This window comes from Cernens ardua, assembly GCF_051251085.1.
Classification (GTDB): Bacteria; Pseudomonadota; Gammaproteobacteria; order Pseudomonadales; family Halomonadaceae; genus Cernens; species Cernens ardua.
Genome location: NZ_JBPCZH010000007.1, coordinates 87,270 through 108,462 on the forward strand (window position 1 = coordinate 87,270; position 21,193 = coordinate 108,462).

General features: G+C 49.5%; 19 protein-coding genes. 12 read left to right on the forward strand and 7 right to left on the reverse strand.

What is annotated here, in order from left to right; all coding sequences use genetic code 11:
• Window positions 1–19: 19 nt before the first annotated feature.
• The gene (locus tag LMG33818_RS11950) at window positions 20–649 is read right to left on the reverse strand and encodes an ANTAR domain-containing response regulator (RefSeq protein WP_442323621.1); all 630 of its coding nucleotides are present in this window, start codon (window positions 647–649) and stop codon (window positions 20–22) included.
• A 432-nt stretch (window positions 650–1,081) separates the two neighbouring features.
• On the opposite strand from LMG33818_RS11950, the gene LMG33818_RS11955 reads away from it, so the two are divergent.
• From LMG33818_RS11955 to LMG33818_RS11990, 8 genes are all read left to right on the forward strand, one after another.
• Window positions 1,082–2,476 carry an MFS transporter gene (locus LMG33818_RS11955; protein WP_442323622.1) on the forward strand — a complete coding sequence of 465 codons (1,395 nt, stop codon included), beginning with the start codon at window positions 1,082–1,084 and terminating at the stop codon, window positions 2,474–2,476.
• Window positions 2,477–2,725: 249 nt separating this feature from the next.
• Entirely contained in the window at window positions 2,726–4,222 is a 1,497-nt protein-coding gene (gene aspA, locus LMG33818_RS11960; RefSeq protein ID WP_442323623.1) for an aspartate ammonia-lyase, read from the forward strand.
• A 191-nt stretch (window positions 4,223–4,413) separates the two neighbouring features.
• The gene (locus LMG33818_RS11965; RefSeq protein WP_442323624.1) at window positions 4,414–5,424 is read left to right on the forward strand and encodes an asparaginase; all 1,011 of its coding nucleotides are present in this window, start codon (window positions 4,414–4,416) and stop codon (window positions 5,422–5,424) included.
• Between the two features lie 47 nt (window positions 5,425–5,471).
• A complete protein-coding gene (gene rpe / locus LMG33818_RS11970) occupies window positions 5,472–6,188 on the forward strand; it encodes a ribulose-phosphate 3-epimerase (protein ID WP_442323625.1) in 717 nt (238 codons plus the stop codon).
• A 15-nt stretch (window positions 6,189–6,203) separates the two neighbouring features.
• Window positions 6,204–6,626 (forward strand): GIY-YIG nuclease family protein, encoded by a 423-nt coding sequence (locus LMG33818_RS11975; RefSeq protein WP_442323626.1) that lies wholly within the window; start codon window positions 6,204–6,206, stop codon window positions 6,624–6,626.
• 354 nt (window positions 6,627–6,980) lie between these two features.
• Window positions 6,981–7,448 carry a bifunctional transcriptional activator/DNA repair enzyme AdaA gene (locus LMG33818_RS11980; protein ID WP_442323627.1) on the forward strand — a complete coding sequence of 156 codons (468 nt, stop codon included), beginning with the start codon at window positions 6,981–6,983 and terminating at the stop codon, window positions 7,446–7,448.
• Window positions 7,435–8,043 (forward strand): methylated-DNA--[protein]-cysteine S-methyltransferase, encoded by a 609-nt coding sequence (locus LMG33818_RS11985; protein ID WP_442323628.1) that lies wholly within the window; start codon window positions 7,435–7,437, stop codon window positions 8,041–8,043. Before LMG33818_RS11980 ends, LMG33818_RS11985 begins: the two co-directional genes overlap by 14 nt.
• 86 nt (window positions 8,044–8,129) lie before the next feature.
• Window positions 8,130–8,840: a CTP synthase C-terminal region-related (seleno)protein gene (locus LMG33818_RS11990; RefSeq protein ID WP_442323629.1), complete on the forward strand. Its 711-nt coding sequence runs from the start codon at window positions 8,130–8,132 to the stop codon at window positions 8,838–8,840.
• Between the two features lie 8 nt (window positions 8,841–8,848).
• Here the strand turns inward: LMG33818_RS11990 and gpgF are convergent, their stop codons facing one another.
• The 4 genes from gpgF to LMG33818_RS12010 all read right to left on the reverse strand — a co-directional run bounded on the left by gpgF (window position 8,849) and on the right by LMG33818_RS12010 (window position 14,396).
• Window positions 8,849–9,889 carry a glucosaminyl phosphatidylglycerol flippase gene (gpgF, locus tag LMG33818_RS11995; protein WP_442323630.1) on the reverse strand — a complete coding sequence of 347 codons (1,041 nt, stop codon included), beginning with the start codon at window positions 9,887–9,889 and terminating at the stop codon, window positions 8,849–8,851.
• A 332-nt stretch (window positions 9,890–10,221) separates the two neighbouring features.
• Window positions 10,222–11,034, reverse strand: a complete 813-nt coding sequence (gene gpgD, locus LMG33818_RS12000) for an N-acetylglucosaminyl phosphatidylglycerol deacetylase (protein ID WP_442323631.1) — start codon at window positions 11,032–11,034, stop codon at window positions 10,222–10,224.
• Window positions 11,031–12,164, reverse strand: a complete 1,134-nt coding sequence (gene gpgS / locus LMG33818_RS12005; RefSeq protein ID WP_442323632.1) for an N-acetylglucosaminyl phosphatidylglycerol synthase — start codon at window positions 12,162–12,164, stop codon at window positions 11,031–11,033. The genes gpgD and gpgS overlap by 4 nt, the downstream gene beginning before the upstream one ends.
• A gap of 279 nt (window positions 12,165–12,443) precedes the next feature.
• Window positions 12,444–14,396 carry an exoribonuclease II gene (locus LMG33818_RS12010; RefSeq protein ID WP_442323633.1) on the reverse strand — a complete coding sequence of 651 codons (1,953 nt, stop codon included), beginning with the start codon at window positions 14,394–14,396 and terminating at the stop codon, window positions 12,444–12,446.
• A gap of 393 nt (window positions 14,397–14,789) precedes the next feature.
• Here LMG33818_RS12010 and LMG33818_RS12015 point away from each other — a divergent pair, with 393 nt between their 5' ends.
• A complete protein-coding gene (locus LMG33818_RS12015; protein ID WP_442323634.1) occupies window positions 14,790–15,599 on the forward strand; it encodes a Cof-type HAD-IIB family hydrolase in 810 nt (269 codons plus the stop codon).
• Window positions 15,600–16,047: 448 nt separating this feature from the next.
• Here LMG33818_RS12015 and coaA read toward each other — a convergent pair whose 3' ends face one another.
• Window positions 16,048–16,992 carry a type I pantothenate kinase gene (gene coaA / locus LMG33818_RS12020; protein WP_442323635.1) on the reverse strand — a complete coding sequence of 315 codons (945 nt, stop codon included), beginning with the start codon at window positions 16,990–16,992 and terminating at the stop codon, window positions 16,048–16,050.
• Between the two features lie 483 nt (window positions 16,993–17,475).
• Here coaA and LMG33818_RS12025 point away from each other — a divergent pair, with 483 nt between their 5' ends.
• The 3 genes from LMG33818_RS12025 to cueR all read left to right on the forward strand — a co-directional run bounded on the left by LMG33818_RS12025 (window position 17,476) and on the right by cueR (window position 20,895).
• Window positions 17,476–17,721 (forward strand): GlsB/YeaQ/YmgE family stress response membrane protein, encoded by a 246-nt coding sequence (locus LMG33818_RS12025; protein ID WP_442323636.1) that lies wholly within the window; start codon window positions 17,476–17,478, stop codon window positions 17,719–17,721.
• 104 nt (window positions 17,722–17,825) lie between these two features.
• Complete coding sequence (locus tag LMG33818_RS12030) at window positions 17,826–20,399, forward strand: heavy metal translocating P-type ATPase (protein ID WP_442323637.1); 2,574 nt, start codon at window positions 17,826–17,828, stop codon at window positions 20,397–20,399.
• 97 nt (window positions 20,400–20,496) lie between these two features.
• Window positions 20,497–20,895 carry a Cu(I)-responsive transcriptional regulator gene (cueR, locus tag LMG33818_RS12035; protein ID WP_442323638.1) on the forward strand — a complete coding sequence of 133 codons (399 nt, stop codon included), beginning with the start codon at window positions 20,497–20,499 and terminating at the stop codon, window positions 20,893–20,895.
• 4 nt (window positions 20,896–20,899) lie between these two features.
• Here cueR and LMG33818_RS12040 read toward each other — a convergent pair whose 3' ends face one another.
• Window positions 20,900–21,103, reverse strand: a complete 204-nt coding sequence (locus tag LMG33818_RS12040; protein WP_442323639.1) for a heavy-metal-associated domain-containing protein — start codon at window positions 21,101–21,103, stop codon at window positions 20,900–20,902.
• Window positions 21,104–21,193: the final 90 nt, after the last annotated feature.

The following is a 21,193-nucleotide window of genomic DNA, read 5'->3' on the forward strand; positions in this document are numbered from 1 at the left end:
GAGTGAGTCGTGAGCGATATCATGCGTCGTCACCTTCGTGTTTGTCATCGTGGTCACTGACAGGAGGATTCGAGGGCGTATCCTTCAGACGCTCAAGTAGCTGTTGTGCAATATCTGCAACGCTGGACCGCCGGTCCATGGCCAGTTTACGCATTTGCGAGTATGCGGTCTGTTCATCGATGCCATAGCGCTCCATCAGAGAGGTTTTGGCTCGATCAATGGTTCGGCGTTGAGCAAGACTTTCACGTGTCCTGGTGAGTTCCTGACGCAATTGATGATGTGCATCGAAATTTTCGATTGCCACTTCGACAAGGGAACGTACCAGAGAGGGTACCACCCCCTCAACCACATAAGCACTGACACCCGCACGTAATGCATCACGGGTAAGTTGTGTATCCGAGTCCTGCGAAAACATGATCATCGGACGAGGGTAGCGACGATTGATCTGACTTAAATGCTCGAGGATGTCGCGGCTCGGCAATCCTGTATCAATTAACACCGCATCAGGTTCCAAACGTTTGATAAGTACATGCAAATCAGCACTTTCATCAGCCACCATCAGGACCTCGAATCCCGACTCTTCCAATGCACTCTTCAATGCATGAGAACGTTTGGAACGTGCATCCACGATGAGTACGCGCACGCTCATTTCGTCTCCTCAACACCCTTGCCAGGGGCTTTCGCTTATATCAACGGACATTCGATAAAGGGAATCCAATAGAGGGAATTTCGACATGGGTAGAAGATACGGATACCCAATCACTGAATTACATCAGGCGTTGCGATTCCTACGACGAATAACCCTCCGCAAAGGAGGAGTACGCATCGTGGTGCACAAGCACTTGAATGGATTCTTTCGGCACGTAAATCGTGCAAAACGTTACCCTGACACCCTCAACAGTATTACTCTAACGGTTCACGCATAAAATAAAAATATAAAATTGGTACGTTTTTTGCTTTTGTAACATTCAAGAAGCCGTTGAGCCTGGCCTTCTCTTCGACGTGGACCAGATCCAGAAAAGATACGAGTGCGTCGATTCTCATGTTACCCCATTTTATCCGAATGCTCGGAGCATTGGTCATGGAATCGAATAACACAAAAAAAGCGGTCAACGATCTATCTCGTCGCTCCTCTATAGTGAATGATTATCACACGCCTTCCCTTTCTGGAGATAAACGGTGGATAGATCATTTCGATCCTGAAAACAAAGCATTTTGGCAAACAAAAGGGCGCGCCATTGCCAAGCGTAACCTGTGGATCTCAATTTATACTGAATTCATCGGCTTTGCCGTGTGGCAACTTTGGGCGGTCGTGGCTCCATTACTCAACAAAGTGGGATACAGCCTGAGCGCAGACCAGATCTTTTGGCTGATTGCCATCCCCAACCTGATAGGGGCAACCCTACGCTTTCCCTATACTTTTGCGGTTCCGCGCTTTGGTGGACGCAATTGGACGATCATTTCTGCCTTACTGCTCATTCTACCTTGCTCCGGAATTGTATACGCGGTCAATCATCCGGGGTTACCATTTCCCGTATTGGCAGGTTTGGCGGCACTTGGGGGTTTTGGGGGCGGAAACTTCGCGAGTTCAATGGCCAATATTTCATTTTTCTATCCGGAAAGTGAAAAGGGCAAAGCATTGGGCGTGAATGCAGCTGGTGGCAATATTGGTGTTGCGGTAGCGCTATTGATTATTCCCCCCTTAGTGTTTACAGGCACTGGCGTACATTTGGCACGTGCGGGCGCTCTATGGATACCATTGGCTATCATCGCAGCCATACTGGCTTTTTTCCGCATGAATAATCTCAAGGCAGCGAAGGCAGATTTTGCCAGTTATAAAGGCGCGTTCTACCATTCCCACACTTGGATAATTTCTATTGTCTATATTGCCACTTTTGGTTCCTTCATTGGTTTTTCGGGTGCTTTTCCTACCTTGATGACCATGGCTTTTCCGGGCGTCAGTTTGAGCCTTGCCTTTATGGGGCCATTGATCGGCTCATTGACGCGCCCATTGGGAGGCTCACTGGCAGATCGCTTCGGAGGCGCGCACGTGACGGTGATTTCGCTTTTGATGATGATTGTGGGTGGTTTCTGTGTCGTTCATGCACTTGAAGTGAAAAGCTTTATCCTATTTTTTCTTGGCTTCATGCTGTTATTTGTCTTTACCGGAACGGGTAATGGTTCTACGTATCGTATGATCCCGGCGATTTTTAGAGCAGGGGCCGACAATCAGGATTATGCCGCAATGGCTGTTATTAAACGGCATGCCGCGGCTGCCATTGGTGTGATTGCTGCGCTGGGTGCCTATGGCGGTTTCTTCATACCGCGCTGTTTCGCTATTGCCAAGCAAACAAGTGGCTCGCTGATCCCGGCTGTCTACATTTTTATGCTTTTTTATTTACTCTGTATTGCGATTGTGTGGTGGTGCTATATGCGTTCTGGAAACCGATTTACGAAAGAGGGTATCTCTATCTGATATGAGTGACCGATCATAAGGAAGAGTAATCAGGGTGTGTAGGGTGTGTGGAAACATCCTCTTAAGCGAAACATGTTTACTTATGAGTGATGATGCCTGTTGTGCATTACTCACACCTATCTGGCATTAGATATGCGTTTGGGAACACGGTAGCCTTGTAAACATAATACGTGTCGCGAGCGGCGATGTTTATTCAGCGTTTTCGCTCACATTCAGGCTTCTTCTCTCACATGCAGGCATTCGTCACACATGGCAAATACAAGCGATCAATCCCTTCAGGAACGTCAGCGCCCCGGGGCCGAACTTCTATCGGAAGAGACAAAACAGCAGGTTCCTCCACAGGCCTATCGACGGGAACATGATTTGTTGGGTGAGTTAGATGTGCCTGACAACGTCTATTACGGTATTCAGACGCTTCGCGCTGTCGAGAATTTTCAACTCTCCGGTGTAACGCTATCCCACTATCCGAGATTCATCATTGCGTTGGCCATGGTGAAGTTGGCGGCCGCAGAGGCCAATCATGCTATTGGTGAACTGGATACTCCGCGTTTTGAGGCTATCAGGTTTGCCTGCACACAGCTGATGGAAGGCCATTATCAGGATCAGTTTGTGGTTGACATGATTCAGGGCGGGGCAGGTACCTCGACCAACATGAATGCCAACGAGGTCATAGCCAACCTTGCCCTTGAGCATATGGGGCATGCGCGTGGCGACTATCAGTACCTGCATCCGAACAACCACGTCAACATGGCACAATCCACCAATGATGCTTACCCGACAGCTATTCGACTGGGTATGCTACTCACGCACCATGACCTTCTCGCCAGCCTGAAATCACTGTGCCAGGCCTTTTCGGACAAAGGTGACGAGTTTGCAGATGTCATTAAAATGGGCCGTACACAGTTGCAGGATGCTGTGCCCATGACATTGGGCCAGGAGTTTCATGCCTTCTCTACAACCCTTGGGGAAGACCTGGAACGCTTGAGAAAACAAGTACCCGACCTGTTCGTTGAAATCAACCTTGGGGGGACCGCGATTGGCACGGGGATTAATGCCCAGCCCGGATATCAGGAAAAAGCGGTAGAGGCTTTGGCTCGCATATCTCAACAACCGCTGGTGCCTGCCGCTGACTTGATTGAGGCCACCTCCGACATGGGCGCATTTGTGCTTTTCTCAGGTATGCTTAAACGTCTAGCTGTTAAATTGTCCAAAATCTGTAATGACCTGCGATTGCTTTCCAGCGGGCCTCGTACCGGTTTGAATGAAATCAATTTACCGCCGCGGCAGCCGGGCAGTTCGATCATGCCCGGTAAAGTCAACCCGGTTATTCCTGAAGCGGTTAATCAGGTGGCGTTTGAGGTCATTGGCAATGATACTGCTATTACCATGGCCGCAGAGGCGGGGCAGCTCCAGCTCAATGTGATGGAGCCGCTCATTGCCTACAAGCTTTTCGATTCGATTCGTTCACTTGCCAGGGCGATCAACATGCTGCGTACCCATTGTGTTGAAGGTATCACGGCCAATAAGGAGCATTGCCATTATTTGGTTGAGAACTCGATTGGTTTGATTACCGCACTGAATCCCTACATTGGTTACGAAAACGCGACCCGAATTGCCAAACGCGCATTGGTTGAAAACAAAAGCGTGTTGTCGTTGGTTAAGGAAGAAAAACTGATCGGCGACGAACAATTGCGCGACATTCTAACGCCGGAAAACATGGTAGGGCCGCATAGCCTTCACCATTGATGAATCTTTTTCGCTTTGCCCCGTTTATTTAATGAAGTGGCGGTAAAGCGGAGTTTATCTTCTTATCAGTGATTTATCTCGTTGGAAGAAAAGGGCATCATATACCTGCCATTCCATTGCCCCTGCCGCTGGTCATGGCCTTGTTTTTCCATTGATTTCATTGCCCTTTATCATGTTTAGGAGCTCCTTCCTTGAGTCACTCTGACACCTCCCACACTTCCTTTATTCAGGTCCTGTATACAGGTGGCACCATTGGAATGCAGCCCTCTGCCGCTGGATTGGCACCCGCTTCCGGTTTCGAGACGCTAGCACGTGAAGCGCAGTCATTTGCAGAACGCTCCTTCCCTGATTGGAAACTCAAGGAACTGGATCCTTTGATTGACAGTGCCAATCTTGAACCCGCCTTATGGACGCGGTTAGTTGATGAGTGCGTTGAAGCAAAGCACCAGGGTGCAACGGGTATTCTTGTTCTTCATGGTACGGATACCCTTGCATATACTGCAGCAGCCCTGTCCTTTCGTCTGGCTGATTTTCCTCTACCTGTCGTTATCACAGGTTCCATGTTGCCTGCCGGTGTGTCCGGGAGTGATGCGTGGGAGAACTATTTCGATAGCCTTGGCGCCTTCGACCATCTGAATGAAGCGGGAGTGCATGTCCAGTTTCATGGGCAGCTAATGAGCGGGGTCGCCTGTCGGAAGTTGTCAAGCTCAGGCTATCATGCCTTTGGCCCAGTAGAAGGTTTACCCGCGGAAGGGATGAAAACCCTCTCGACATTACCGCCTTCTCTCCAGGTGGCAGCGGATCATATAGCGGTTAATATTGCGGTCGTGCCCCTTTTCCCCGGTATCTTGGCCGAGCAGCTAAAAGCACTTCTTACAAATGTCAAAGGTCTGGTGCTTGAATGTTATGGGAGCGGGACTGCACCCAGTGACAATGAGCCTCTGTTTGCGGTGCTGGAAGACGCTATAAAAGGAGGTGTCGTCGTCGTGGCGATTTCACAGTGTTTGTGCGGTGGTGTGACGCTGGGCCATTATGCGGCAGGTTCCCGTTTGAGCGATATCGGTGTTATCAGTGGAGGGGGCATGACTCGAGAAGCTGCCTTTGGCAAACTCCATTGGCTTCTTGGAAGTGGGCTCTCCGAGGTGGAAAAGCGGCAATGGATGTCACACAATGTGCTCGGAGAACTCGGCGAAAACGCCTGAACGCTGTTAAACTGTTGTTATCCTAATTATCCCTTGTGGAGGGCTTCATGGCTGTACCGATTGAATATCGAATTGCTCCGTCCGTTCTATCTTCTGATTTTGCACGTTTGGGTGAAGAAGTAGAGGCGGTGATCAAGAGTGGGGCTGATATTGTTCATTACGATGTTATGGATAACCACTATGTCCCCAACCTGACGATTGGTCCATCTGTCTGTGAAGCGCTTTACAAGCATATGAAAAAGACGGGCACCGAAGCGCCCATCGATGTTCACCTGATGGTCAAGCCAGTGGACCGTATGATTGAAGAGTTCATCAAGGCAGGGGCCAGTCATATTTCCTTCCACCCTGAAGCCAGTGAACACATCGATCGTTCCCTGTCATTAATCAAGGAGGCAGGAGTGGGTGCAGGCCTTGTGTTCAACCCTGCAACCCCGTTGAGCTATCTGGACTATGTCCTCGACAAGATTGACATGGTACTCATCATGAGTGTAAACCCCGGCTTCGGCGGGCAGAAATTCATTCCCGGCATGTTGGACAAGGTACGTGAGACACGTCGTTTCCTGGATGAACGGGGTCATCAGGATATCCGCATTGAGATCGATGGTGGCGTTAAGCCCAATAATATTGCTGAAATTGCCGAGGCGGGCGTGGATACCTTCGTAGCAGGTTCTGCCATCTTTGGTGCTCACTCCGAGAGCGATCCCAATGGCTATGACACGGTTATTGGTGAAATGAAAAAGGCATTGGATTCGGTTACCAACTGAGCCTGTTTTACGTTCATGATCCATTCAGAGTCTTCGTCAGCCGAATGCCCGTCCGTGGAGCGCTTTTCAGGCGAAGAACATCCTGTAGCAACTGACAACATGGCATCTCAGGTTAATGTCTCTTCTCAAGCACACATACAGAGTGCAGGGTTGTCTGCTCAACCGGAAGACGCTCCGTGGTTTGTCTATATGATCGAGACGGCGGCGGGGCGTCTTTACACCGGTATTACCAAGAATGTAGCGCGCCGATTCAATGAACATGTTGGGGGCAAGCGTGGTGCCCGCGCCTTGCGTGGCAAGGGCCCGCTGACATTACGCTTTTACGAAGAGGTGGGCAGCCATTCCCGCGCTTTAAAGCTCGAATATGCGGTGAAACAGCTTTCTCGTAGGGAGAAACTCGCGATTATTGCGGGGGATAAGCGTTTGGACAGTTGTTGAGCATTTCCTCATCATCAAGCGGAGAGCAGTGTACGCCACCTGCACGGCTCTTTCGCAATTATTAATGCCAGTTTTTCTTTGCGCTTGTCATTTTCTTTTCACTTAAATGCTAGCCAATCCGGATTTTTACCCACGATGGCATCTTCAGACTTTCAATCGGTAGGCCGAAATGAGCGTAGGTGTGCGCTTTGTTTTCCCGCCATATTCATTTTTTCAATTCAGATTTAAAGTTCCTCCCGTAGTTCTATATCAAAATACTTGTCCATTTTTCGGTTGTACGCTGAACCTGCCTCGCTCTAAGTCTCCCTGATGGTTTTTCTTCTTTTGAAGCATCATGGTGTTGGCGGATAGTCGGTGTTGAATGTGAATGACCATGCATTGTGTGACCGCTGGTATCAGGCATTGCTGGAACGAGATTCCGAATACACGGGTGTCTTTTTTGTCGGGGTAAAGACGACCGGCATTTTCTGTATAGCCGATTGTCGGGCACGTAAACCCAAACGTGAAAATGTCGAGTTCTATCGTGATGCCAAATCTGCGTTGGCGGCCGGGTTTCGTCCCTGCAAGATTTGCCGCCCTATTGCACATGCTCAGGAAGCACCGGCCTTTATCGAGCAAGCGCTGGCTCTGGTGAAGGCATCTCCGAAAACACGAATCAAGGATTCAGAGTTACGGCTGCAGCATATCAGTCCCGAACGGGTACGACGCTGGTTCCTGAAATATCATGGTATTACCTTCCAGGCCTATCAACGCATGCACAGAATCAATACGGCTGTACAAGAGTTGAAGGAAGGGCGTTCAATGACTGATGCGGCCTTTTGATAGTGGATACGAGTCTCTCAGCGGTTTCGCCTATACCTATAACAAACATTTTAAAGCAGGTGCGGAGCATGGAGATACGATTATTCATCTCCATCGTTTTACCACACCGTTGGGGCCGATGTTCGTCGGCGCAACAGAAAGGGGCATCTGCCTGATGGAGTTCACTGATCGACGTATGCTTGAAACCGAGTTTCGTGATCTAAAGCGGCGTTTAAAGGCAACCATTCTCTATGGCGAGAACCACCATACACGACAGGCCGAGCAGGAGATGACAGAGTACTTCGGTGGCCAGCGTCAGACATTCAGTTTATCTCTGGACCTACCCGGTAGTGATTTTCAGCGTGAGGTCTGGAAAGCACTGGATAAAATTCCCTACGGTAATACGGTGTCCTATCAAGCCTTGGCACAGCAACTTCAACGGCCTAATGGGGTTCGTGCAGTTGCCAATGCCGTGGGCGCCAATCGAGTGGCCATCGTGATCCCCTGCCACCGAGTCATTGGCAAGAATGGGCAGTTGACCGGCTATTCAGGGGGATTACCACGTAAGCGGTGGTTGCTGGAGCATGAATCACACAGTCACCCCAAAAGTAATTGAGTTTATTTGTATTCCTGACTGATTCATGTCACTTTCATCGACCACCATTCATGGTGATCAATCTCTACCGTGGTGAAAATGATTCTATGGTTCAGTCTCTATCAATCGGGATTGTTGGTGATTACTCAGACACCATCATCGCGCACAAGGCCATTCCGCTGGCCTTGACCAAAGCCGCTGCAGCACTCGGTCTTACCATTAAGCTAGTGTGGTTGGAGACCGCTTCTCTCTCGTCAGACCGAATTGACTGTGATGCGATATGGCTCGCGCCTGGAAGCCCTTATGTGGATGCTGACCGTGTTCTGGAAGTGATTCGTACAGCACGTGAGCAGCAGCTTCCTCTGATGGGCACATGTGGTGGCTGTCAACATATGCTTCTTGAGTGGGCACGCAATGTGCTGGGGTGGAAGGATGCTACTCATGCAGAATTTGAAACAGGTGGCCGGCAGGTGATCAGATCGCTTGTCTGTTCACTTATCAACGTGAAGCAGGAAATAAGACTTAAACCGATGACTCATCTGTATAGTGCATACGCCGGACAAAATGCTATTCAGGCTACATATCAATGTAGTTTTGGCATTAATCCTGAGTACAGCGAGGTATTGTTTATGACTGGAGAACTGGTGGTCAATGCCGAAAATGCGGAGGGGGAACCACGTGGTTTTGAATTAACAACACATCCTTTTTACGTAGCTACCATGTTTCAACCCGAACGCGATGCACTCGAAGGTAGCCCCGTGCCTCTGGCCGACGCACTTCTTGCAGCAGCGGCAGCCAGAAAACCACGTTACAGTTAAGTGGTTAATCAAGAGTCGGATTCTACTTCTTCTCTGATGGCGGCTTCCTCATCTTTCTTGCGTGCCTTGAATATTCGTTGTGCCAGTGCGCTTCCTGCCAAATACATAAAGACCGGGGCGCCTGCAATCAGGTAGAAATAATAAGTCACCGCGCGCCAAATCAGAATGGCTGCAGCAGCCACATGTTCACCGACCAATGGCGAAAGCATGGCCATTGAGCTCAATTCGGCTCCTCCGGCTCCTCCCGGCAATAACGTCAGCTGACCCGCGGCCATGGAGAGCATTTGCACCAGGAATGTCCAGCCCCAATCGAGGTGTTTTCCAAGTCCATAAAGTGCCAGATACAGTACGCTATAACGCACAATCCAGTGAAGAACTCCAAACATGAAGGCTGCCAACAAAAGATGCCGAGGCATTTTCAGTGTTTCACGCAATGAATCTCTAAACACCAGCAGGCGGCGTATCATTCGATAACGACGATGTGCCTTGAGCTTCAGAAGATTCAATAATCCCGCGACTGCCCGAATCGCTTGGGTCTGATATTTTGCGATCAGAAAAATCAGGATAAAACCGGTGGCCATTAATAACATGGGCATGCCCAGTATCCAGCCGAAATGCATATTGACGGCCTTGATGGCAATGTAAATGACCATTGCTGCCATTGAAGTAAAAAAGAACAGCATGTCGATCATCTGGTCGACGGCAAAGACGGCTGTTGTTTGGGCGGGTTTCATCCCCCGTTGTTTCATCAATGCGATCAACGTGATGGGGCCTCCTGCGCCGCCCGGTGTCGCGCAAATGGCAAACTCGGTCGCCATGATGACGCCCATCGCTTCAAAATGGCTGAGGTAGCCTGAGCGCCCCGCAAGAAGTACCTTCAGTTTTGCCGCATTGAGAAACCAGCATACGAAGATCATGCCTATCATGACCAACAGCAGGTGAGTAGGGAAATGAAGTAGCTCACGCCACAACTCATGTCCCCCGAGGAAAAGGGGAATGCTTATCACCAGCACGAGGCCGGCCAATAGGAGCAATAATGTTCGGAACATGCCCATCCTGTATCGGAGAAGGATCGAAAATCCTGTTGAATTATGTACGGCGCTATACTAACTCGACCGCTATTGGCAGGGAGAAAATACCGCTGCGTACAAAGCCGGTTTATTATATTCAGGCGTGCATCCATGTTCAGCCATACATCCCATGATGCAACATGATAAGTGCAGTGCGCGTGGTGAATGTTGAATACGACTCAGATCATGTGCATTCACCTCATTATGAGCATGTACGTAAAGTTCAATACCGCTCAGGCTTACCAAGGTGACTGACTGTACTGAGAAGCTGAATCAAGTCACCCTTCATGTTTCAACACCAGTGAGTGTCATTAGGTGGTCGTCGTTATACGATGCAGCCAGTCGATCTTGGTCTCAGAACGCTGCCCTTCATTCAGCAAGCGTTCTATACACTTGATCCAGTAATTTCTGGCAGCATCATACTGCATATCAATAGGGTGTAGCCCCATTCGAATGGTGGGGAGATGACGATACTGCAGTCTTGATGCCTCATTCACGACATAGGACATGGCTCTACGCCAACGGGCGCGGCAGCTCCACACCAGTGTAGGCACACGATGTGAAGTAAAGTCGGGCAGTTCATAAAAATGCCCCGGATCACTCGTGTATCGGAAGGGGAGCTCTTTCAATGCTTGGCGTGCACCATCACCCATTAACCACGCAGGCGCAACAAATCCATGCAAGGGCCAGTTCTGTTGTGAAAAAAGTTCGATGCCACGTTCAAGACGAGATCGTGCGTCGTCCTCTGCCAATGGGTAAAACTCTCCCTCAACCGTATAGAAACGGCGCATGAAGTAGTCTTTTATATTGGTGGGCGCAGGTGCCTCATCGCAATGATAGAAACCATGCAAGACCAGCTCGTCTCCTTTTTCCAAACGTTTTTCAAGCAGGTTTAGAAAAGCAGGGTCCTTGAATGAAGCACTTTTATGGTGAAAGTCGGGGACGACCAGCCAGGTTAGTTTGACATTACCCATTGCATCCATGCGCTCAACAAAGGGACGATAATAGGGCCAGTTATTGGGCGAAATATCGTGCAATGCGACAATGAAGGTTTGTTGCCCTGATGAAGCTTCTGAGTGATGCCTTGAGGACTCACGGGTGTTTGGCGCTATTGTCTGGCTCATGGAACTTGAATACTCACATCATCGGGTTTCTGCGGAAGGGTGATACCAAGCGCCTGCTCATAATGGCCAAGGACGCCAGTGACAACGGCAGACCAGTCAAAACGCTGTTCTACTTCCTGCCGTGCGCGTTTACCCAACGCTATGGTATCACGCTCGAACAGTGCTTTAACCGAGTGTGCCATACTCACGGGATCATGGGGATCAGACAGCATGCCGAAGGATTCGTTGACGTTTTCCTTCAATGCCCCTGCTCGTGATACGACAACAGGTAAACCGCTGGCCATCCCTTCCAGTACTACCAGCCCGAATGTTTCATTTGTGCCGGCATGCACAAGTGCATCGGCGCTCGCTAGATATCTTGCAAGCTCGCTTTGGGGGACAAAGTGATCAATGGTTGTTACGTTGTGGGGTAGGTGGGTTGGCATGTTGGACCCAATCATCAAAAGATGATAATCCGAACCCAGTAACCGCATGGTACTTAGAAGTTCAGGCAGATTTTTTTCGTGAGAGCCGCGGCCTGCGAAGATCAGCAAGCGCGTTTCATCGGCGAGTCCCAGTTTTTGTCTGATAGCGGGATCGCGCTTGTCCGGATTATACAGATGGGAGTCTACTCCCAGAGGTTGAACATGGACATTTTTCACTCCCATGTCGACCAGCTTGTTGGCCATTTCATGGCTCGGAGCCAATACACGTTCATAATGCTGATACAGTCTGTGAACGTACTGTTGTAAATATTCCCTTACTGATGAGCCAAAGCGGCTCCCCAGCATTTCGGGAAGATCCGAATGATAGAATCCGATAACGGGAATATCGAGTGCTTTACCTGCATCAATAGAGGCCCATCCGGTGACATAGGGATCTGCCGCCTCAATAATGGAGGGCTTTATCTCTTTCAGACGATCTACCCAGGGTTTACGGCGAAGCGGAAAACGATACCCATTGCTGAATGGTAACGGTGGGGAAGGAATACGAATAATGCCCGCAGCATCCTGCGCACCTTTGGTGAGTGGTACCATGAGGGTATGGTTTATATCCGGTAACTGCCTATAGCGTTGGCGCTTGGCTTCCAGATACGTTCGTACACCTCCACTGGATGGGGCATAAAACATTGTGACGTCGGCAATATGCACGCTGCCGCTTCCTCCTGTCAAAGTGGCATTTTCTCCACTTTTACCAAAAACCATGTTGCGCTTGGCCCAATGACAAGCATTGAGCCAACATGAGCAAAACCCCCAGAACAGCTACATTCTGGGGGTTCGGTCATCATTGATGGGATAACCTTTCGATAATTGAGCGTTAGTATACCGTAATCTTTCTTTTAGGTATAAAAAGTCGCCGTATAAAAAGATGAGTCGCCTTATGTGTGATGTAACTCCTGGCGCCACAAACGGCTTCTTGACTCAAGCAATTTACGCAACGACACGCCCGATAAGTGAACGTGTTTCTTCACGGGCTTCATGGACGGTTACATCAATGATGTCACCCAGTTTGAACGTTGGCTCACCATGTATGGCAATCGTTCCTTCCTTGTCATCTATCGCCAATGCATCTCTGTCTGCAACCATTGTTGATGCAGGAATGAACAAAGTGGCGCCATTATCAGCCAGGCGTACTCTCATCCCACCGCGGCGGATATCAACAATTTCCGCCTTGAAGGTGGTTTCGGTATCGACCGCCGGGGTCAGATAACGGACATAGAGCCAATCCTTGACGTCACGCTCGGCCATGCGATTCAGGCGGCGACGCTCCGACAGGTGAGCGGTGAGGGACTCTGCATCATGAAGAGCATTATGCTGTTCTTGTTTCAAGACAGACTTTATCAACCGGTGGTTGATGATATCACCATATTTGCGAATCGGAGATGTCCAGGTTGCGTAGGACTCAAGCCCCATTCCAAAGTGGGGTTGGGGTTCCGTGCTCATGAAGGTGTAGCCCTGGAAACGGCGCAAGCGTGCTTCAAACCATGGGTCATCTTCACGTGCATCCAACTGGTGACGCAGCTCGCGCCAGCTTGCAAGTTCGGAAAGTGCTTCACGCGTGGTCTCGACAGACTGACCTTCGAGGAATTTCAGTGCATGATCCACTTTCTCGGCCGCAATACCCAGATGAACATTGAAAATCCCTGTCCCGGTATGGGCCTTGAGGAATTCTGCGCAACTGATGTTAGCAATGATCATGGATTCTTCGACCATGCGATTTGCGATACGGCGTGGCTCAATTCGGACTTCGACCAGATTGCCCGCATCGTCCAGTTCGAAAGCGTAGTCAGGGAAGTCCTTGAACACGATCGCATTTTTCTGGCGCCACTCAAAACGAGCAAGGGTGAAATCCCTCAATAGCTTGAGTTGTTCTTCTCCCTGTTCGAACGTGGGTGCCCAGTCGCATTGCCCTTCAATCCAATCGGACACATCGTCATAAGCCAATTGGGCATGAGAACGCACGTTTGCAGCAAAGAAATCATGGTTCAAGAGCTGACCATCTGCCGCAATCTCCATGGTACAGGCGAGTGCAGCCCGATCTTCTCCTTCACGCAAAGAGCATAGATCATCTGCCAGCCGCTCAGGCAGCATGGTGATGTTCTGACCCGGCAAATAGACCGTGAAGGCACGACGACGCGCCTCTTCGTCAATGGGATCGCCCTGTTTGACGTAAGCGGTAGGGTCTGCGATGGCCACAGTGAGCTTCCAGCCACCTTCTTCGCGGGCTTCGATATGCAGCGCATCATCCATATCGCGTGTAGAACGACTGTCGATGGTGAAGAAGGGCTGTTGAGTCAGATCACGACGTTCAAGTCCGTCATCGTCCTGACGCTCTGTGGGTTCGTTTTCAACAGGAGAAGCATACTCCAGAGCATGCCGTGCGAGTGTCACGCGCCATGGCGCACGGGGGTCATCGGCATGACTGATAATCTCTTCGATCTGCACTTGAAATGAGCGATCATCCGGGCGCAATGGATGGCGCACAAGGCGGGCCACGACCCAATCGCCTTCATTGATAGACGACTCGTCCAGACTTTTTTTAACGCGCGCATTCAACGTCAATTTGATGGACGGATGATCCGGCAGTACGCCTAGGCGTCCATCCCGCTTTTGTACGCGGCCAATGAAACGCTCAAGCGATGCTTCAAGCAGGGTTTCCGGCTCAACCCGTTGCTTTTCACCCTCGGTATGCAGAGTGGCCTCCACACGGTCACCATGAATGACGCGTTTCATCATCGGGGGCGGTACAAAATAGGACTGACCATCGTCGGTGTCGAGAAAGCCGAAACTTTTATCCGTGCCCTTGATGACGCCAGTGACGCGCGGAGTTTCGTCATGCAACTGCTGCTTCAGTTGTGCGAGAAGAGGGTTATCTGAAAACATTGAATTCGATCGTTTGGAAAGACTGGGGGGACTATCATAAAGGAGACTACAGCGGTCGTTAAAGAGCTTCGATGAAAAAGTCTTGGAGATTTGTATATGCTCAGGCCATGTTCATGTGCTTACGCTTAAGGGAAGAACACGACTAAACTGTCATATACGCTTGATAATATACCGGCGTATAAAGTGATATCCATACAATGAGGTATGCATGTCGGAGCGGTCACGGTCACTCGTTTAGAGACTCTTTCTGCCCAGATGCGTATCAATGAATCCATATGATTCAGCTTGTTTTCCTGTGGGAAAGTCCCCATATCAAAGGCGTGGGAAGTAACGTAATTTGTGCCTATTCTCACAGAAAAAGAGCAGTTGTATTCATAATGATTGTGAGGCGCTATGTTGACCGATTCACTTGTGGTGAGTGACCTTGATGGCACTTTATTAAACAATGCTCACTCGCTGGATCCTTTAACGATCCAGACATTTCAGGAATTACAGCAGCGTGGTGTCCCTTTGGCGATTGCGTCGGGCCGGCATGTCGTTGATATCCGTGTAGTACGTTCACTGTTGGGTGTATCCACCTACATCATCAGTTCCAACGGTGCTCATTTGTATGACCCTGATGACAACCTGCTTTTTGAAGAGCTTTTGTCGCCTGAGCTGGTCAAAGCGCTGACCTCAGTTGAGCGCCCCGATTCTGTACGACTTAATCTTTACACGGCAGATGCTTGGTATATCGATCGTGCTGATAAAGCGATCCGTGATTTTCATGCCAGTACCGGGTTTGAATATGAAGTCGACCCGTCTATTGTCAATTCGGCGCATAAAGGGGTGGGCAAAGTACTCTATATCGGTGCCCCTGAACTGCTTGCAAAAATCGAAGCTGACCTTCGTGAATCACTTGGTGATTCGGTGTATATCACTTATGCCTTACCCAACTCGCTGGAAGTCATGGCCGCAGGTGTCAATAAGGCTCATGCGATCAGGGATCTGCTGGGGCGTATTCGTTTGTCTGCCGAGAACTGCATTGCGTTTGGGGATAATCTGAATGATATTCAAATGCTTGAGTATGTAGGGCACGGCAATATCATGGCGAATGCCAACCCGTTATTATTTGAAGTATTGCCGGGTGTGAATGTGATTGGTAGCAATGACGAGGCTGGTGTTGCGCATGAGCTTCGCAAACGTTTCGGGTTGAAGGACTGATCTACCGAAATTATGGGCTTCCCGGGGAGTGAGCGACTGAAAATACGCTTCCTTGGGCTTTCCAAAATGACCCGTGCGAAGAGGCACCTGCGTACTCCACTCAGCCCGTGAGGGGGTATGAAAGGGCCACTCCTGAAAGAGCAATCGTGGATAAGGCTATGGTAGATAGGCCCAGGTGGCTAGGGCAATGGCGGATAGGGCAATGGCGGAAAGGGCGGATGGGAAACCATTCGTTCCTACTTGCTTTCCTCCTCTTTCATACTTTTTCCGGCCGTATTCCTCTACCTTGATTGCACTCATGGCCTTGACGGCTTATGGCTTGCCAGTACTATGGGCGTATTTCATCTTGAGATATGGTGATATATAGCGGTGCCATTTGATGTATGCCGATAGATGAAAACTGCAGAAATCAAATAGCCCACAAAAGTAAGGGCCATTTTGATTTACGTCATTTTCTTAACAGTACTTCCTCCACACCGTGTTCATCCCCCTTGGTCAGAATCAGGCTGGCGCGGTCACGCGTGGGCAAAATGTTTTCGATCAGATTGCGCTCATTGATGTTGTGCCAGATCCCCTTTGCCGTGTCGATGGCTTCCTGATCTTCCATATGAGCATACTTGTGGAAATAGGAGTCGGGGTCGGAAAATACGCTGTGGCGTAGTTTCATGAAGCGTTTGACATACCACTGCTCTAAATGGGGCAACGAGGCATCTACGTAAATGGAGAAATCCACGTAGTCCGATACAAAGGAATGGCGCTCCAGATCGGGATAATCCTTCGGGGTTTGAAGTACATTCAACCCTTCCAGAATCACGATATCGGGCTGTTCAACGACCTGCACATCGTCCTTGAGGATGTTATAGATCAAATGGGAGTAGAGCGGGGCCTCAATGCGGGGTTTACCGGCTTTTAGATCCGCAACAAACTCGACGAGATGGCGCGTATTATAGGACTCGGGAAAGCCCTTTTTCTGCATCAAGCCTCTTTCCTGAAGCTCTTCGTTTGAACGCAGAAAACCGTCCGTTGTCACCAGTGCCACCTTGCGGTGTTCCGGCCAACGACTAAGGAGTGCCTGTAACACACGAGCCGTGGTGCTTTTTCCGACGGCGACGCTTCCAGCGATGCCGATGACGTAGGGAGGGCGACGCTCATGGGTCCCTAGAAAGCGGCTTAACACGTTGCCTCGGCGAATATGGGTACTGTAGTAAAAGTTTAGAAGCCTCGCCAGGGGTAGGTAAATGGCAATCACTTCATCGATCGAAAGATCTTCGTTAATACCTTTCAATGCCTCTACCTCAATCGCTGTTAGCGTCATTGGTACGGCATTACGCAAAGAAGCCCATTGTTCGCGGGTAAAGCGCATGAATGGGCTATTCACTGATGTATCCTGCATTCGCCTTCGGCTCGTTCCATCAATTTATAAAAGAGAGCACCCTTTGCCAAATGGCTTCCGGGCGCCTGGACTGTATTCCGTTACCTGTACAACTGAAAATGTGAGCGGGTGTTATCGGGATGAACTCAGGCTATGACTGTAATCTGATATCCGGTTGGATTTCTCCAGCCATGGGGCCCATAACGCAGACCAACAAGTCATATAGGATTTTGGCCACATTTTTATTCCTGACATGCTCTTTTTCGTGAACATACTTTGTCATAACGGGAAGGTAAAACAAAATAACAATAAAGGCTAATGGCGAAAGCAATTTTCTTTGTGTCATTGGGAGTTAAATCACCTACGACCCTTGTAAGTGAGGGGTGATGCCTATATGTCAGAGGAATACCGAAATACGTATGGAACATGCGAGTACGTATGCCAATTAACATGGCGTTCGTATCGCTTGTATATCAGAGATTATCGCTAGTCGAGGACGTGAAGATGAACTTGATTTTGTGGCTCATTGTGGGCGGATTGGCAGGTTGGATTGCTGGATCGATCTTTCGCCGGACCCAGTTTGGTGTGGTTGGTAATACCGTGATCGGGCTGGTCGGTGGCGTAATTGGTGGCCCTGTTATTGGTATTTTTGGATTACACAATAACGGTGGATTTATAGGGTCCCTTGTCACCTCCATTATCGGTGCACTTTTGTTGTTATGGATTATCGCCAAAGTAAGAGAACGCTAATACCACGGTTAGCCTCCTTTTATATCCAACGTGGCATCTGCTTGACCTTCCCAATTTGGCAAGGTTGACAATAGCTTCACTTCTGAGCAGTGAGGTTCCTCATCATGTCTGATCAAGAAAGCGTCGAGCGCCCTGAAAGGGCTAGCCGGCAACCATCCAAACGTTCCTCTTCTTCAAGTCATCCCCCTGTTCAGAGCGTGACCTTGGCCTTGGAGGGGATGAGCTGTGCTTCTTGTGTCAGACGTGTCGAAAAAGGATTGCTCAAGCTGGATCCTATTCAAGAGGCTCAAGCCAATTTCGCCAATGGTACCGTTCGTATTGTAACGACCGGCAAAGTGGATACTAAGTCCATCAAGTCAACTCTGGATCGGCTGGGTTATCCATTGGTTGAACATTCTGTGGATCTCAACGTTGAAGACATGACCTGTGCCTCCTGTGTTCGACGCGTGGAAAAAGCGTTGATGAAAGTCCCCGGAGTGATGGAGTGTCAGGTTAATCTAGTCAATGGAAAGGCCCATGTGATTAGTGCACAGGCGCAGGATAATACGGCAGCCATGATCAGTGCGTTGGAGCGGATGGGATATCCGGCGCAACTGGCCGATAAAAAGGGATCCGAGTCCCCTGATGCCCGGCAAAAATCGGCGCAACAAAAGCGTTTTCGTCAGTTGATGATTGCTATTTCATTGACTGTTCCACTGGTCATCATAGGCATGGGTATGGATTTCATGCCGTCACTCACCCACAAGGCCTCCATGACCTCAGGAATGGGTGGGCTGGCGTGGATCGAAATGGTGCTGACCACATTGGTACTGTGGCTACCTGGGCGTAGCCTCCTGCTGACAGGTTTCAAGGCGTTACTCCATCGTGCGCCTGAAATGAATACATTGGTGGGATTGGGGGCCGGAACCGCCTGGCTCTACTCTTTGGTGGTTCTATGCTTTCCGTTTGTTTTTCCTGAAGAAAGTCGTCATCTCTATTTCGAACCTGCCGGCGTTGTTGTTACATTGATTCTGTTAGGACGTTTTCTGGAAGCGCGTGCCAAAGGCAAAAGTAATGATGCTATTCGAGCGCTGATGGGGATGCAGGTCAAACAGGCAACTATACTGCGTGACGGACAGCCAGTCAGTATGGATGTTGATCACATTCATGTCGGAGATACGCTGATAGTGCGAACGGGCGAGCGTGTAGCCGTGGATGGTGAAGTTGTAGATGGACATGGGAGTGTTGATGAATCCATGCTGACGGGAGAGCCCGCAGCAGTGCCAAAGTCAGCGGGTGACCCAGTGTTTGCTGCCACCATTAATCAATCCGGAAGTTTGACTTATCGTGCCACTCGAGTGGGTCAGGATACGACACTGGCGCACATCGTCCAAGTAGTGGAAGAGGCCCAATCCAGCAAGTTACCAATTCAATCATTGGTCGATAAAGTCAGTTCGGTTTTTGTGCCTGTCATTATGGCATTGGCTTTACTTACCTTTGTTGTCTGGTGGCTATGTGGTGCTCCCATCGCGCTATCCATCAGTGTTGCTGTCAGCGTTCTGGTGATTGCCTGCCCCTGTGCCATGGGGCTCGCCACACCGGTGTCATTAATGGTGGCGAGTGGTAGAGCGGCTCAACTGGGTATTCTTTTGAATCAGAGTGCGGCATTGCAAACCTTGCGCAATATCAAGGCGATTGCATTTGATAAAACGGGTACTTTGACACAGGGACAACCGTCAGTGACGGGTATCACTCGATTGAACGAATCTGTTTCTGATATGAGTGAAGCGGATATTGTTCGCCTGGCTGCAAGCCTGGAGTCTCGCTCAGAACATCCATTGGCTCGCGCGATCAATGCGTATGCCGAAAAAAGGTCACTTTCACTGCTGCCAGTGGAAAATGTCGATGTGTATACGGGGCAGGGTATCGTTGGCGAAGTGGCGGGTAGCCGAGTGGCGATTGGCAATGAACAGTTACTTAAGAAAGTAGTTGCCTCCTCTGGTTTACAGATTAATGGCGGTACTGAAAGTACTGCAGGGATTTTATCAAGTGAAAATCATTCGACCTCGGCAAGTGTATTCTATATGGCTATTGATGGAACGCCGGTGGCAATATGGAAAGTCGAGGATCCCTTGAAGAGCGAATCGGCAGCCGTTGTTCATTGGTTCCACCAAGAGGGGATACACGTAGCACTCTTGAGTGGTGACGAGCGAGCTACTGCCGATTCAGTAGCGGATTGTGCAGGTATCACTCAAGTCTTGGCACCGCTCATGCCTGAAGAAAAATTGACAGCCATTAAAACATTGCAGCAAACGTATGGGGCAGTGGCCTTTGTAGGAGATGGTATCAATGATGCACCCGCCCTTGCACAGTCCGACGTGGGCATAGCCATGGGGCAGGGGACGGATATCGCCATTGAAAGCGGTGATATTGTCCTGATGTCTGATTCGCTATGGGCCATTGCAGATGCCGTTCGCTTAAGTCGTGCCACCTTGCGTAATATCGAACAGAATCTAGGCTGGGCATTTGGCTATAATGTACTATTGATACCTCTTGCTGCCGGAGTGTTGTATCCCTCGTTTCATATTCTCCTATCGCCTATGTTGGCTGCTTTGGCGATGGCATTTTCAAGCGTATTGGTCGTCACCAATGCGCTGAGATTGAGAAAATTCAGGCAGATGGATCGTTATTCCATGTGACACTTCAACAACCTCGGGGTGTGTCGCAGGAATACTTGAAGACTAGTTCATGTATAGGGCTGCCCCGGACCAGGTTTTAGGCAAGAGGGTGTTTGTCATGAATATTGGTGAGATTGCAGAACAATCGGGTATTACTGCGAAAATGATTCGCTACTATGAATCAGTAGGACTGATACCACCAGCGCATAGAACAGCAGCCGGTTATCGGACTTATGGCCAGGAAGACCTCAAAGTCCTCTTGTTTATAAAAAGATTGAGAGCGCTGGATTTCTCGGTGAAACAGATGGATGCCATGTTGGCGTTGTGGCGTAATCCGTCACGAAGTAGCGCGGACGTCAAAGCATTGGCGTTATCACACAGCGAGGCATTGGAAAAAAAAGCAGAGCAGCTGCTTTCAATGAGTAAAGCTTTGCTCAAATTGGCTGGTGAATGTCATGGCAACGAGCAACCGGAATGTGCCATTCTGAACGGCCTTACTGGCACCCCGGTTGTTTAATGAATTAATGAATGGCTTTGGCATCATCGAAGCCAGCATCATCAATTGCTTCGAGTATTTCGCTTGATGTTGCCGTGGTTTCAACATTTACGCGTTTGGTCTTGAGGTCTATATCTACTTTGGCTTGCGCGTCGATATCCTGAATTGAGTTGGTGATCGCCTTCACACAGTGACCACAGCTCATGGAGGGCACTTCATAGGATTGCATTTGAATCTCCTTACTGATATCAGATAATTTGTAGCCTGTATTTAGAATGCTCCTTGCCAAGGTGGCAAGGTCAAGCCTTGTCTATATAAA